Origin of the sequence: Paenisporosarcina antarctica, assembly GCF_004367585.1 — a bacterium.
Lineage (GTDB): Bacteria > Bacillota > Bacilli > Bacillales_A > Planococcaceae > Paenisporosarcina > Paenisporosarcina antarctica.
In genome coordinates this window covers 1361787-1376183 of sequence record NZ_CP038015.1, presented here as the reverse complement: position 1 = coordinate 1376183, position 14397 = coordinate 1361787, and the positions used below count along the sequence as shown (strand labels likewise).

15 protein-coding genes are annotated in these 14397 nt (G+C 37.3%); all 15 read right to left on the bottom strand.

What is annotated here, in order from left to right:
* Nucleotides 1-47: 47 nt before the first annotated feature.
* The gene (locus tag E2636_RS06915) at nt 48-1007 is read right to left on the bottom strand and encodes a PhoH family protein (RefSeq protein WP_134209543.1); all 960 of its coding nucleotides are present in this window, start codon (nt 1005-1007) and stop codon (nt 48-50) included.
* Between the two features lie 2 nt (nt 1008-1009).
* On the bottom strand, nt 1010-2134 hold the full coding sequence (locus E2636_RS06910) for a sporulation protein YqfD (protein ID WP_134209542.1): 1125 nt from the start codon (nt 2132-2134) through the stop codon (nt 1010-1012).
* Nucleotides 2124-2360 carry a hypothetical protein gene (locus tag E2636_RS06905; protein WP_134209541.1) on the bottom strand — a complete coding sequence of 79 codons (237 nt, stop codon included), beginning with the start codon at nt 2358-2360 and terminating at the stop codon, nt 2124-2126. The genes E2636_RS06910 and E2636_RS06905 overlap by 11 nt, the downstream gene beginning before the upstream one ends.
* A gap of 65 nt (nt 2361-2425) precedes the next feature.
* Nucleotides 2426-2866 (bottom strand): YqfB family membrane protein, encoded by a 441-nt coding sequence (locus E2636_RS06900; protein WP_134209540.1) that lies wholly within the window; start codon nt 2864-2866, stop codon nt 2426-2428.
* Between the two features lie 35 nt (nt 2867-2901).
* Entirely contained in the window at nt 2902-3909 is a 1008-nt protein-coding gene (floA, locus tag E2636_RS06895) for a flotillin-like protein FloA (RefSeq protein WP_134209539.1), read from the bottom strand.
* Complete coding sequence (locus tag E2636_RS06890) at nt 3906-5234, bottom strand: NfeD family protein (RefSeq protein WP_134209538.1); 1329 nt, start codon at nt 5232-5234, stop codon at nt 3906-3908. Before E2636_RS06890 ends, floA begins: the two co-directional genes overlap by 4 nt.
* A 258-nt stretch (nt 5235-5492) precedes the next feature.
* Nucleotides 5493-5666 carry a 30S ribosomal protein S21 gene (gene rpsU, locus E2636_RS06885; RefSeq protein WP_017380145.1) on the bottom strand — a complete coding sequence of 58 codons (174 nt, stop codon included), beginning with the start codon at nt 5664-5666 and terminating at the stop codon, nt 5493-5495.
* Nucleotides 5667-5767: 101 nt separating this feature from the next.
* Nucleotides 5768-6439, bottom strand: a complete 672-nt coding sequence (deoC, locus tag E2636_RS06880; RefSeq protein WP_208324175.1) for a deoxyribose-phosphate aldolase — start codon at nt 6437-6439, stop codon at nt 5768-5770.
* A gap of 120 nt (nt 6440-6559) precedes the next feature.
* Nucleotides 6560-7297, bottom strand: a complete 738-nt coding sequence (locus E2636_RS06875) for a 16S rRNA (uracil(1498)-N(3))-methyltransferase (RefSeq protein WP_134209537.1) — start codon at nt 7295-7297, stop codon at nt 6560-6562.
* A gap of 7 nt (nt 7298-7304) precedes the next feature.
* On the bottom strand, nt 7305-8252 hold the full coding sequence (gene prmA, locus E2636_RS06870; RefSeq protein WP_134209536.1) for a 50S ribosomal protein L11 methyltransferase: 948 nt from the start codon (nt 8250-8252) through the stop codon (nt 7305-7307).
* A gap of 13 nt (nt 8253-8265) precedes the next feature.
* A complete protein-coding gene (gene dnaJ, locus E2636_RS06865; RefSeq protein ID WP_134209535.1) occupies nt 8266-9381 on the bottom strand; it encodes a molecular chaperone DnaJ in 1116 nt (371 codons plus the stop codon).
* 235 nt (nt 9382-9616) lie between these two features.
* On the bottom strand, nt 9617-11455 hold the full coding sequence (dnaK, locus tag E2636_RS06860; protein ID WP_134209534.1) for a molecular chaperone DnaK: 1839 nt from the start codon (nt 11453-11455) through the stop codon (nt 9617-9619).
* 33 nt (nt 11456-11488) lie between these two features.
* Complete coding sequence (gene grpE, locus E2636_RS06855) at nt 11489-12061, bottom strand: nucleotide exchange factor GrpE (protein WP_134209533.1); 573 nt, start codon at nt 12059-12061, stop codon at nt 11489-11491.
* 17 nt (nt 12062-12078) lie between these two features.
* Nucleotides 12079-13113, bottom strand: coding sequence for a heat-inducible transcriptional repressor HrcA (hrcA, locus tag E2636_RS06850; RefSeq protein ID WP_134209532.1), 1035 nt, complete (start codon nt 13111-13113; stop codon nt 12079-12081).
* A gap of 91 nt (nt 13114-13204) precedes the next feature.
* The gene (gene hemW, locus E2636_RS06845; protein WP_134209531.1) at nt 13205-14344 is read right to left on the bottom strand and encodes a radical SAM family heme chaperone HemW; all 1140 of its coding nucleotides are present in this window, start codon (nt 14342-14344) and stop codon (nt 13205-13207) included.
* Between the last annotated feature and the right edge of the window lie 53 nt (nt 14345-14397).

Sequence of the window (14397 nt, the reverse complement as noted above, 5' to 3'; positions counted from 1 at the left end):
GTACTATTACATAGGAAATTGTAAAAGAATTGAAAAAAACAGCAGTCTTATTCAGACTGCTGTTCCTCATATGCATGAATAATTTTTGCGACGAGCGGATGACGGACAACGTCTCCTTGCTCAAGCATTTGAAAGTGAATACCGCTTACGTTATGCAGAATTTTCTCAGCTACTTTTAACCCTGATTCAGCACCACGTGGTAAATCAATTTGAGTTTTATCTCCTGTAATCACCATTTTCGATCCAAAGCCTAGTCGAGTTAAAAACATCTTCATTTGAATTTTCGTGGTATTTTGAGCTTCGTCTAAAATGACAAACGCATCATCTAGTGTTCGGCCACGCATGTAAGCTAGAGGGGCAATTTCAATGGTACCTCTCTCTATAAATCGAGCTGTTTGTTCTGTCCCTAGTACATCATGAAGTGCATCATATAAAGGGCGTATATAGGGATCTACTTTTTCTTTTAAATCGCCTGGCAAGAATCCTAAGCTCTCCCCTGCTTCAACAGCTGGTCGAGTTAAAATGATTTTTTTTACATGACCGTTCTTTAATGCTTGTGTTGCGAGAACAACAGCTAAATAGGTTTTGCCTGTCCCGGCTGGTCCAATACAAAATACTAAATCTTTATGACGCATAGCTTGAATATATTCGCGTTGTCCAATTGTTTTAGCGCGAATTACTTTGCCTTTTACATTTCGAGCGATTTCTTCGTCATATAACTCAGCAAAATATTCCAAAGTTCCAGCAGAACTCATTTCAATCGCTGTACTTACATCTCTTTGATTAATATTTATACCTTTTCGAATGACTTTGAGTAGTTGTTCGATCAGTAATTTAGCAGTTGCTCTTTTATCTAACTCTCCAACTAAACGAATCGATTCGCCTCTAGTTATGATTTTAACTGCAAGCTCTTGTTCGATTAATTTCATATTACCATCAGAAATCCCTAGCAGTAAGATGGCTTCATTTGGATCTTGAACGTGTAATTCCGTATGTTCTTCCGGCATTCTCAGTCTCCTTGATGAATCGGACTTTTGCTTGCGATGTTATCATTCAAATAATACAATACGTTCCCTTTTACTTTATCATTTGACCATGTCATGTGTAAAATTTTTTCATCCATTATCCTTCCTTTTGGTGATAAGCTCGAAGCTGTTCTCATCCTCAGCATAGGGAGAAATGCTTCTTGGATCCACTGTTCACTTACCGGTAGTATTGATCTTTGAACGATGGTATTTCGCTCGATACGAAAAACACTTTTGATTAGTTCTGTAAAATTCTCGGAATTTTGTTCTTTTTTAAATTCCTTCCATGATGGTGATATTTGAAGAATTTTCACTTGTTCAGAAGAGAATTTATCATACACAATTTTTGTAGGTATCTGAAAAGATGTTTCCAACCAAAAGTCAGCAAACACTTGCCCTTCCGCACCGACAATCACATCTTTTTCTCCTTTTTTCAAAACCCCAGTTACAAGTACATCTCCTTTGTTTGCCGTTTCATTTATCGAAATTAAACGTTCACCTGAACGAAGATCATAATGTGTGATAATGCCTCTTCTAAATGCTACTAAATTTGAGGGTTTCTGCTGATCAATTTGTTCTCTAATTATAACTGGTGCCGGCACAGAAGTAATCTTCATTTTAGAACCAGAGCGTTTAATATGAATCCAAGATAAATCGTGGTTATTCGCCAAAAGAACTTGTCTAATTTCTGAATCAGTTGCAAGACTATCCATTATTTTTCTTTCACCTACATGTAAATCTTGTAATTCTCGTTCAAGCTTAACTTTTCGTTCATCCGAAACATCTTCAATGGATATTTGCCATAAAAACAAAGAACATAGATAAGGAAGGATAATAAAACCTAGTAAACCAATAATAATAGTCCATTCGAATTGGATAATTTGTTTAGCATCTGGTCTTGAAAAATGTATAGGTATCTTATACTGTTTTCTAACGCGTCGAACTATGTGTAAATCTTTTTCAAGTATTGTAAAAGTTGCACCTGATTTACTAGTAAATAATTTTATTATGTAAACTTTATTTTGTTTTAATGATTGAATGAAGGGATACATTCCATTATGAGGCTTAACTTGACAAGTAATCTTACGACCTTTTTTATTAGTTGTCATTAAAAATATCCATTTTCCGAAGTTCCAGACGCGTTAAGTCTCGTACATTAATTGTAACTTCGTCTACATTCATGGTTGAGATAATGGTATCTAGAGATTCAATTGTCAAAGTAAATCCTTGTCCGCTTAGTTTACACAAACGAGGACTTAGTAAGACTAATTCAAAAGGTCCATTAATTCGAATGTGTTCAAAGTCATCAATATGAATAAATGGAGATAATTGCAAATGATTATTTAACAGAAAAAGACCTCCTTTCCATCAGTATATGCTGATGGAAAGGAGGTCATGAGTTATCTTTTAGATTTTGGAGGTGATAAAATCTCTGAAAACACGATTGCTTGAAGCAGATCACTCTTTTTCGTCGGTACAAGGAAGTAAGGGTCAGCTGTCTTCACGCTAACATGATCTACTGTCTGATGTGCTGAAAGTCTTCCAGGACGTCTAGTAGCTCGCTGTTTATCTATTTGTTTAGAAGGTGAAGGTGCAGTTTGTCTTTCTTCCATTTGGTATTCTACGTCAGGTTTAGATTGCGTTGAAGGCTGGTTATCTGAAAGTTGCCTTTGCATATCCGCGTAGACTTCTCTTGCATAATCTTCAATTTTTGTCGTCGATCGTTGATCAACCGGTTTTGACATGGATGGATCAGGAGTACCTCCACCAGCGTTCGGATTTTTACGTTTAGTAATTGCACTAATGATAAATACAATAATCCCAAAAATAATAACTTCCATTGTAAAATCCCTCCTTCAAGGGCTACTGATCAGGACTAGTCAGTTAAATCAGTTTTTGATTTATCCTCGCCAATTTTACTAATCGAATCGCGCATACTAGTATCAGCTTGAACATTTTTGTAATTCATATAATCCATTACACCAAAATTACCTTCACGTAATGCCTCTGCCATTGCAAGTGGAATTTCAGCTTCAGCACCTACAACTTTAGCACGCATTTCTTGAACTTTTGCAATCATCTCTTGCTCAGTAGCAACAGCCATTGCACGACGTTCTTCTGCTTTTGCTTGGGCAATTTTCTTATCTGCTTCAGCTTGCTCAGTTTGAAGTTCTGCACCAATATTTTTACCAATATCAACATCCGCGATATCAATGGATAAAATTTCAAATGCAGTACCTGAATCAAGTCCTTTAGATAAAACGGTTTGAGAAATCATATCTGGATTTTCAAGAACTTTTTTATGATTAATACTTGAACCAATTGTTGAAACAATCCCTTCACCTACACGTGCAACGATTGTATCTTCTCCTGCTCCACCGACTAAACGATCGATGTTTGCACGAACCGTAATACGTGCTTTTGCTTTCACTTCAATACCATCCATTGCTACACCTGCAATGAACGGAGTTTCAATTACTTTCGGATTAACAGACATTTGAACAGCTTCTAATACGTCACGACCAGCTAAATCAATTGCTGCTGCACGTTCAAATGGTAAATCAATATTAGCTCTATGAGCTGCAATCAAAGCGTTTACAACGCGGTCAACATTACCACCTGCTAAATAGTGACTTTCTAGTTGATTAATTGTTACCGATAAACCTGCTTTTACAGCTTTAATTAATGGATTTACAATACGAGATGGAATAACTCGACGTAATCTCATCCCTATTAAAGTAAATATGCTAACTCTTACTCCAGCAGCTACTGCAGATATCCATAACGCGATTGGAACAAACGTTAAGAATATTGATAGTAAAATAAATGCGGCAATGATCGCAATGATAATGCCGATTGCACTTCCTGTAATTCCTTCAATCATGCTTCCTCGACTCCTTCTGTGACTTCTCGAACAACTGTACGAGAGCCTTCAACTTTAATGATTTTTACTACTTTACCCATTTCGATATAGCCACCTTCAGTGACCGCATCGATTCGTTCACCCTCTAATATAATTGTACCCGATGGACGAAGAGGTGTCATGCTCAATGCTGATTTCCCAACTAACTCAACACGGTTTATGTTCGATACATAGCCATGCTTCGTATCGGTCGAATCCTTTAAAATAATCTTGTTAAATAGTTTCATGTTCTTTCCAAAGAATTTCATGATTATCACCATTCCCACAATTGCAACGAATAACGCGATTAACACAGCTATTCCCATGTGAACCACATTACCTCCCGCAAGAAGTATACTACCAATAATTAACGCTAACCCTATTATACCCAAAACTCCACCTGTTAGAAAGAATTCTGCTACCACAAGTACCAGTCCAATCACAAATAGAAGAACGGATTCATATCCTGCTAGACCAGCAACTAAATGTCCAAAGAAGAATAACCCAATTGCTGTTAATCCCATGGTACCTGCCACGCCGAATCCAGGAGAATACAGTTCAACAATCAATCCTAAACTGGCAATAGACAAAAGAATAGGGACGATAATCGGGTTAGTTATAAACCTAGCAACTTTTTCGGCTAGCGTTTCACTTACCGCAGTAACAGTTACATCTGAAAGATTCAATTTAGTGATTAATTCTTCGAAAGATGCAACAGTTCCTTCTGAGTATCCTACTTCTCTGGCTTCATTAGCAGACAAAGTTAAGAGATCTCCACTTCCTGCACGATATTGTGGCAAATCAATCTTTTCGTCAGCCATAGCAAGCGCAAATTGCGGATCTCGTTTGGATGATTCAGCTGCTAATTTCATGGAGGTAAGCCACGCGCTGTTCGCTTTATCTTCTGCTGCATTTCCAGAGCCGTCAATTACAGCTGCAGCTCCAATTCTACCACTTGGAACCATGTAAATTTTATCTGCATGTAACGCTAAAAATGCACCTGCTGATAACGCATCATCATTAATAAAAGCGACTATGTCTATGGGTGTTTCATCCATTAACTTCGCAATATCTTCAGCAGAATTCACAAAGCCGCCAGGTGTATTGATGTCTAAAACAACAACTTCGGCACCTGCCTCTTCGGCTTCTTCAAAAGCTCGTTGTAAAAAAGCATACAAACCTTTTTCCACTTCTTTTTGAATTGGAATTCGATAAACTTCAGATGCGCTAACGGGCAAGTTAGGCAAGATTAATAGAACAGATATTAAGAGCAATAAATAGCCACTTATAACACGTGTCCATTTCATAACGATCCTCCTTATCTTTGTGACAAATCGGCTTCCTATATTATGTACGGATGACTAGAAGAAAAGTTTCAAAAATAAAATAAGCCGAGAAATCAAAAGATTTCCCGGCTTACATATTGGCTCTCTTTAGTCTTCAAGTAGTACGTACTTAGAACGTAGGGATATTAAATATTTAATCACTATCGTTTATGCGTATTAATTGAATACTTTTTACGTTTTATACGCTAACATTCATGAAAATAGCGAATTATTATCTAATTAGAATTTACGTTTACGCGCAGCTTCTGATTTCTTTTTACGCTTCACACTTGGTTTTTCATAAAATTCGCGTTTTCTAATCTCTTGTATTGTTCCACTTTTAGAAACAGTACGTTTGAAGCGGCGAAGAGCATCTTCAAGCGATTCGTTTTTACGAACGACAGTTTTTGACATCTCTCTTTCCCCCCCTCCGAACACACGTCATACATAACCTAGTGTTACGTACTCCAAGATTATATCGTACCATATCATTTTGGTCAATACGTTGTTAGTAATTAATAGTCTGATTTAGAAGTTAGACCTTGCATAATTTGAACGCCTGAACTTGCACCAATCCTTGTAGCTCCAGCTTCAATCATTTTTTGAACATCTTCCAAACTACGAACGCCTCCAGATGCTTTTACACCCATGTCTGGACCAACAACCTCTCGCATTAAAGCAACAACTTCAATTGTTGCTCCACCAGTCGAAAAGCCAGTAGAAGTTTTGACAAAATCTGCTCCAGCATCTTTAGAAAGTTGACTTGCTACAATAATTTCTTCTTTTGATAACAAACAAGTTTCTAAAATAACTTTCACAATTGCTTTCCCTTTTGCTGCATTTACTACAGCTTCGATGTCACGTTTCACCAATTCAAGGTCTTGTGATTTTAATGCACCAACATTCATTACCATGTCGATTTCACTTGCTCCGTTGTTTATTGCATCAGTTGTTTCAAATACCTTCGTTTCAGGTGTAGACGCTCCTAATGGAAAGCCAATAACTGTACATACTTTTACAAGACTACCCGTTAACAGTTCAGCTGATGTTTTTACCCATGTTGGATTGACACAAACCGATGCAAAAGTGAATTCTTTCGCTTCTGCACATAGTTTTTCAACTTGCGTTTTTGTCGCTTCAGATTTTAATAATGTATGATCAATCATTAATGCCATATTTGTTGTCAAATGATTTCACCCTTTCAGAAGTTGTCCGTACCTCTTTATTTTACCACTATTAAAGATTCTTATCATTAAAAAACCCAGCACACCTTGATGCACTGGATTAATAGTTAACAATATTAATTCTTATTCAAATTCATAAGACATAGCTGAGAGCACGTAAAGTGGCGCAGTTTCAGCTCTTAGTATACGGGGGCCTAATGAAATAGTTTGAAAACCATGATTCAATAGTAGTTGTATTTCATTTCTTGATAATCCGCCTTCAGGTCCAAACACTACACAAATAGACTTTTTATCATGCGTTTTTGATAATATTTCAACAAAACGAGTTCTATCTTCTTGTTTTGCGTTTTCCTCATCAGCAACCAGTAATACATCATATTGTTTGGCCTGTTGCAGGAGTCCTTTAAAAGTAACGATATCATGAATTTCAGGAATTACATTTCGATGGGATTGTTCAGCAGCTTCTTTGGCGATTTTTTGTAAACGCTGTTGTTTTTTCTTCCCTTTACTTGCATCCCATTTCACGATGGACCGTTCTGCTTCAAAGAGTATTAATTCGTGCATGCCGAGCTCAGTAGATTTTTGCGTAATTAAATCTAATTTCTCACCTTTAGGCAAACCACAACAAATAGTGACATTTTTCGGTAGTTCATTCGAAAGCAAAGATTTAGAATTTTTTTTGATGCGAACATCAAAGCCATCAAAGACTTCAATAATCGCTTCATACGCTAGACCTTCTGATACCACAATTACGGATTGTCCCTCTTGCATTCGCATGACTTTTTGAATATGTTTAGCATCCTCGCCTGAAATGACTGAAGTCCCATCTACAAATGGTTGTGGAATAAAATATCTTTGCATTGCTAAATTATTCCTTTAAGGGTTTCGTCGAAATAATTGTAACCCAGTCTTCCATCATCATTACTTCTACAATGATAAATCCGGCTATTTCTAGTGAGTTTTTTACAATTTCTTTTTTCGATCCGATTATCCCAGAAGTTATATACATCCCGCCTTCTTTCACAACATTGAATGCATCACTTGTAAATGACATAATAATTTCAGCTAAAATATTTGCGACTACAACATCTGATGGTTCTTTTACTGTATCCACTAAATTGCCATGAACGACATCCGTAGTTTGCTCGACTTTATTTAATTTAACATTTACTTCAGCAGACCGTACTGCAACCTCATCTAAATCAATTGCATGGACGTGTTTAGCACCGAGTAAAGCTGCCCCAATGGCTAATACGCCAGAACCTGTACCAATATCAGTTACGTAGTCTCCTGGTTTAACCGTCTTTTCGAGTGCTTGTAAACACATCACAGTAGTTGGATGAGTACCTGTCCCAAATGCCATACCTGGATCTAGTTCAATGATAAGTTCATCTGTTGAAACTGGCTCATATGTTTCCCATGTAGGTACTATGGTAAAACGTTCTGAAATTTTCACAGGATGATAGTACTTTTTCCAAGCAGTCGCCCAATCTTCTTCATTTACTTCACTTATGGTTAGTTCGTTTTTACCTAATTTAATATCATAGTTGATAAGGTTGTTGATCGCGAGCTTCACTTCTTCCACTGTTTCCCCAAGAAAACTTGTAGTGGGTAAATAAGCTTTTAAAATAACCCCTTCTAAAGGGAAATCATTTGGATCTAAAGCATATATCTCACCGAACATATCTTGGCGTTCACGTCCAAATTCTTTTGAATCCTCAATGACAACGCCACTCGCTCCTGCTTCGTGTAAAATATTCGAAACTGCTTCTTCTGCTTCATGTGTTGTATGAATAGATAGCTCTGACCACTTCACCTACGTCAACTCCTTAATCACCTTTTATCGTACGTTTGATTTTATCAAACAATGAACTACTTTGCTCTTCAAGAATATCGCCACTTATTTCAGCAAAATCACGAAGAAGTTGTTTTTGTTTTTCAGTTAGTTTAGAAGGTGTAATCACTTTCACTACTACATGTTGGTCACCCATTCCATAACCATGTACATTTTTCACGCCTTTTCCTTTTAAACGGAAAGTCGTTCCAGATTGAGTGCCAACTGGAATTTTTAATTTCACTTTTCCGTGTACCGTAGGAACTTCAATTTCATCCCCTAAAGATGCTTGTGGGAATGTTAATTTAAGTTCAAAATAAATGTCGTCTCCGTCACGTTCAAATCGAGCATGTGGTCTTACACGGAATACAACATATAAATCGCCTGAAGGGCCACCGTTTTTACCTGGTTCGCCTTGACCTGTCACTCGTAACTGTTGACCATCGTCAACGCCTGCTGGAATTGAAACTTTAATTTTTTTGCGTTTTGTCACATTACCTTTGCCATGACAAGTCGAACATTTGTCTTTAATTAATTTTCCTGACCCTTGACAGTGATGACAAGCACGACGATTAACCATACGACCAAACGGCGTATCTTGCGTAACATTTAGTTGACCAGTTCCTTTACAATGGTGACACGTTTCTGGAGTAGTACCAGGTTTTGCTCCATTTCCATGACACGTTTCGCATGTTTCGTCTCTTGGGATTTCTATTTCAGTTTCTTTACCAAACACAGCTTCTTCAAAATCAATAGTCATTGAATATTGAAGGTCTTCTCCTTTACGTGGTGCATTTGGGTCACGACGACGTGATCCCCCACCACCAAAGAATGAACTAAAGATGTCGTCAAATCCGAAACCATCTGCTCCTCCGCCACCAAAACCTTGGTTTGGATTAGCGTGGCCAAATTGATCATATTGTGCTTTCTTTTGCTCATCACTTAGAATTTCATATGCTTCTGTGATTTCTTTAAATTTATCAACAGCATCCTCTGCTTTGTTAATATCAGGATGAAATTGTTTTGATAATGTTCGATACGCTTTTTTTATTTCTTCTTTGGAAGCACCTTTGGTTAAACCAAGTACCTCATAGTAATCTCGTTTATTCATTCGTCACACTCCTGCTTATACTTTTAATTTAAATGGACTCTTTCAATGGTTTTTTCCCAATAAATTAGTCGAGCCATCCGGAAATTAGGGTCATTATTGTCTTTAATTAATATAGGTGACTTGTAACACATTTTTGCACGATAAAGCTTATTGTAACACGAGCTTATCTCCAATGCCAAAGACATTAAAAAAGCCAAAGCTGGAAGTCCAGGCTTTGACTTTTTACTTGTCTTACTTAGTCTTTCTTAACTTTGTCGTCGTCGTTTACTTCCTCAAATTCTGCGTCTACGACTCCATCATCTGTTGTTGAACCTTCAGCACCTTCTGCTGCCTGAGCTTCAGCTGCTGCTTGCTCGTACATTTTCATTGTCAAGGCTTGAACAATTTCGTTTAATGCATCTTTTTTCGTGCGGATGTCTTCTAAGATACCTGCTTCAAGTGCAACTTTTAACTCATCTCTCGCATCTTCAGCTTGTTTCTTTTCTTCATCAGTAACTTTACCTTCAAGATCTTTTAATGTTTTCTCAGTCATAAATACCATTTGATCCGCTTCGTTTTTCAATTCAGCTTCTTCTTTACGCACTTTATCTGCATCTGCATTAGTTTCAGCTTCTTTAACCATACGATCAATCTCTTCGTCTGTTAATGCTGTATTAGATTGGATCGTAATATTTTGTTCCTTTTGAGTTCCTAAATCTTTCGCTTTAACCGTTACAATCCCGTTTTTATCAATATCAAATGTTACTTCGATTTGAGGAATTCCACGTTGTGCAGGTGGAATGTCCGATAATTGGAAACGACCTAAAGTTTTGTTATCTGAAGACATTGGACGTTCACCTTGAAGCACATGAATGTCAACTGCTGGTTGATTATCTGCAGCTGTTGAGAATGTTTGAGATTTAGACGTTGGAATTGTCGTGTTGCGTTCAATTAATTTCGTAAACACGCTTCCCATTGTTTCAATACCAAGTGATAGTGGTGTTACATCAAGAAGTACTACGTCTTTTATGTCTCCTGTTAATACGCCACCTTGTACTGCAGCTCCCATTGCAACAACTTCATCTGGGTTAACACCACGATGTGGTTCTTTACCAGTTTCTTTTTTGATTGCATCTTGCACAGATGGAATACGTGTTGATCCACCAACTAAAATAACTTTGTCGATTTGTGCAGGTGAAAGATTTGCATCTTTTAGGGCTTGACGAGTAGGTACCATTGTACGCTCAACAAGTGCTGACGTTAATTCGTCAAATTTCGCACGACTTAATGTAATTTCTAAATGAAGTGGTCCTGCTTCGCCAGCTGTAATAAATGGCAATGAAATTTGTGTTGACGTAACGCCAGATAGATCTTTTTTCGCTTTTTCAGCAGCATCTTTCAAACGTTGTGTCGCCATTTTATCTTTAGATAAGTCTATGCCGTTTTCTTTTTTGAATTCAGCTACTAAATAATCCATTAATAATTGATCGAAATCATCTCCACCAAGACTGTTATCTCCAGCAGTTGAACGGACTTCAAACACACCATCACCAAGTTCTAAAATAGATACGTCAAATGTACCGCCACCTAAGTCAAAAACTAAAATTGTTTGATCTACATCCATTTTATCTAAGCCGTAAGCTAAAGCTGCAGCAGTTGGTTCGTTAATGATACGTTCTACTTCAAGACCTGCAATTTTACCAGCATCTTTAGTTGCTTGACGCTGTGCATCATTGAAGTAAGCAGGAACTGTAATAACAGCTTTCGTTACCTTTTCACCTAAGTAATCTTCAGCATAGCCTTTTAAGTATTGAAGAATCATAGCAGAAACTTCCTGTGGAGTATATTCTTTATCTTCAGCTTTAACTACATGGTCTGTACCCATATGGCGCTTAATAGATTGAATTGTATTTGGGTTTGTAATTGATTGGCGTTTAGCCACTTCGCCTACTTGACGTTCGCCGTTTTTAAATGCGACAACAGATGGCGTTGTGCGGTTACCTTCTGGATTTGGAATTACTTTTGGTTCTCCACCTTCAAGAACTGATACACATGAATTTGTTGTTCCTAAATCAATACCGATAATTTTACTCATTTATTATTTCCTCCTAGTTGTTTGAACATTAAGTTATTCGTTAACTTTAACCATGGATGGTCGAAGTACACGGTCTTTATATTTGTATCCTTTTTGCAACTCTTGTAATACTGTACCAACTTCTGTTGTGTCGTCAGTTTCTGTCATAACTGCTTGATGCAGATTCGGATCAAACGATACTCCTACAGCTTCAATCACTTGCAAGCCTTCTTTTTCAGTAGCTTCGAGGAGTGTTTTGAAGACCATTTCTAGCCCTTTACGAAGTGATTTCAATTCTTCAGAAGCTGATTCAACTTGCATAGCACGCTCGAAATTATCAAGTACTGGTAACAAGTTTGAAAGCAAGCTTTGTGCTTTATATTTATCCGCAGCTTCACGATCTAAATGCGTTCTACGTTTAAAGTTCTCATAGTCTGCACGCAACCGTAAATGACGGTTCGTTTCTTCAGTTAATTGTTGTTGAAGCAGTTCGAACTCATTTGGTTCCTCGATGCTTTCTTCTTGAATTGATGGTTCTAATTCAGAAGCATTTTGCTCTTCAATAAGTGAATCGGGTTCTTGATTCTCCGCATTTTTTACAGTTTGTTTTTCTTCAGTTTGCGACAAATTTATTTCCTCCTTCTTTATCGTGAACCACGCAAAATTCGTGTTAATTCACGAGACAAATCGCCACTCATAACATCTAACAAAGTGACTACTCGCTGATAATCCATTCTTGTTGGTCCAATTATTGCAATTGAACCCATTTGTTCTTCCCCTATGGTATAGGATGCCGTTATGACACTACAGCCTTCCATTGCCAAAAGGTTATTCTCAGAACCAATGCGGATATGAATACCCACTTGATTCGGTGAAAACAATTGTGATATTTGATTAGCTTGATCCATCATCGTAATTAAACCACGTGCTTTATGCAAGTCGTTAAACTCCGGATGCTGAAGCAGTTTTGATTTGCCGCCATAGAATACTTTTTCTTCTTGAGGACTTGAAATTGCTGCCCCAAACGAAGTCATGAGTTCACCGTATCGACCAATATGTTGCTTTAATAAAGCGGCCGTCTCTTTTTCAAGAACACGTTGAAGTTCATGCAAGTGAACACCGGTCAGCTGTTCATTTAAGATATTTACCATTTTCTCAATGTCAGAAGCCGTAAGTCCTTGTGGTAATTGGAACAATCGGTTTTCAACATGCCCAGAATCCGTAATAATAATTGCTACTGCCGAATCACTAGTGAGTGGAACAATCGAAAATCGTTTAACTCGATGTTTACGCACATCTGGTCCAAGTAAAATCGACGTATAACTTGTTAAATCAGACAAAATCATAGCCGTTTTCTGTATCACTTGTTCCGTCTCTGTAATTCTCTCTTGAAAGACAGATTGAATTTGCTGCATGTCAGCAGTTGAGGCAAGTTGAGGTTTAAGTAAATGGTCAACATAAAATCGATACCCTTTTTCAGACGGAATTCGACCTGACGACGTATGCGTTTTTTCCAAATAACCCAACTCTTCTAGATCAGCCATTTCATTTCGAATGGTAGCAGGACTAAATGGAACTTCCTCTTTTTTCGAAAGTTGTCTTGATCCTACAGGTTGAGCAGTTAGAATGAATTCATCAACTGTTACTTGTAGAATTAGCAATTGTCGGTTCGTTAACAAGATTATCACCTCTGTTAGCACTCAACTCATGCGAGTGCTAATACTCATACATAAATTATCAAATTCAATGACGAAAGTCAACGAATATGTGTTATTCCATCAAAAAGGATTGAAAAATTTCATTTCCTATAAATCTTCCTTTTCTTGTCAAAGCGACCGTATCACTTTTTATGACGATGGAACCCCTGGAAATATGTTTGGAAAGTGCTTGACCGTATACTTCTTCCATGGAAACACCGAATTTTTCTTCAAAATGATGTTTATTAACTCCTGACACTTTTCTCAAACCTAAAAACATTTCTTCTTCCATACGTTCATTTGCTGTCACTTCATGAGTTGAATTCACAGGGAAATCTCCCGATTCTATTGCATCCATGTACTTTTTTATTGGACCAATGTTTGCATAACGAATTCCATTAGCGTAGCCGTGTGCACCTGCACCAAAGCCAGCATATGACACGTTGTCCCAGTATAAGTTATTATGTTTTGAATGGAAATCAGGTTTAGCAAAATTACTAATTTCATATTGATTAATACCCTTAGATTCCATCTCATTCATTAATACTTCATACATGTCAGCCTCTAAATCTTCACCCGGCAAGATCAACTTACCTTTCGTCATCAAGTTATAAAACACCGTTTTCGGCTCAACAATCAATGAGTATGCAGAATAATGTAGCAAATCAAGTTCCAGAGCCTTTTCTAATGTATCTTTCCACTGTTCCATGGTTTGCCCAGGCAGACCATACATTAAATCAATGCTGATATTCGTAAAGCCAATGTCTTTTGCCATTTGAATGGTTTTGTATACATGTTGGTTTGAATGTGTGCGTCCTAGTCGACTTAATATGTCCTCATTGAAACTTTGTACTCCTATACTCAAGCGGTTAATTCCATTGTTTTTCATTACCACCAATTTATCATGTGTCAATTCATCTGGATTTGCTTCAGTAGTGAATTCTTGTAAGAAATCTTGTGGAATGTATTGCTTAATAAGTACAAATAAACGTTGTAATTGTGTAGCGCTAAGAGCAGTAGGTGTTCCCCCGCCAAGAAAAATTGTTTCAATATGTAATTGATCTCGATTTCGTTCAACAAACATCTTCATTTCTAAACCTAGCGTTTCAATATATGCGTCTACTGGTTGATTTTTAAAGAAAACTTTATTGAAATCGCAGTAATGACAAATTTGATGACAAAAAGGAATGTGAATGTAGACTCCTTTAATCATGGTCTTCCAACTTTCTTAATGAAAAAGAAGGCTAACAAGTAGCCCCCTTTACT

Coding starts and splice junctions, on each gene's coding strand:
- E2636_RS06890 (WP_134209538.1), bottom strand. CDS start 5,234: ATGAAATGGACACGTGTTATAAGTGGCTATTTATTGCTCTTAATATCT.
- E2636_RS06875 (WP_134209537.1), bottom strand. CDS start 7,297: ATGCAAAGATATTTTATTCCACAACCATTTGTAGATGGGACTTCAGTC.
- rpsU (WP_017380145.1), bottom strand. CDS start 5,666: ATGTCAAAAACTGTCGTTCGTAAAAACGAATCGCTTGAAGATGCTCTT.
- E2636_RS06910 (WP_134209542.1), bottom strand. CDS start 2,134: ATGACAACTAATAAAAAAGGTCGTAAGATTACTTGTCAAGTTAAGCCT.
- E2636_RS06915 (WP_134209543.1), bottom strand. CDS start 1,007: ATGCCGGAAGAACATACGGAATTACACGTTCAAGATCCAAATGAAGCC.
- dnaK (WP_134209534.1), bottom strand. CDS start 11,455: ATGAGTAAAATTATCGGTATTGATTTAGGAACAACAAATTCATGTGTA.
- E2636_RS06900 (WP_134209540.1), bottom strand. CDS start 2,866: ATGGAAGTTATTATTTTTGGGATTATTGTATTTATCATTAGTGCAATT.
- dnaJ (WP_134209535.1), bottom strand. CDS start 9,381: ATGAATAAACGAGATTACTATGAGGTACTTGGTTTAACCAAAGGTGCT.
- floA (WP_134209539.1), bottom strand. CDS start 3,909: ATGATTGAAGGAATTACAGGAAGTGCAATCGGCATTATCATTGCGATC.
- hemW (WP_134209531.1), bottom strand. CDS start 14,344: ATGATTAAAGGAGTCTACATTCACATTCCTTTTTGTCATCAAATTTGT.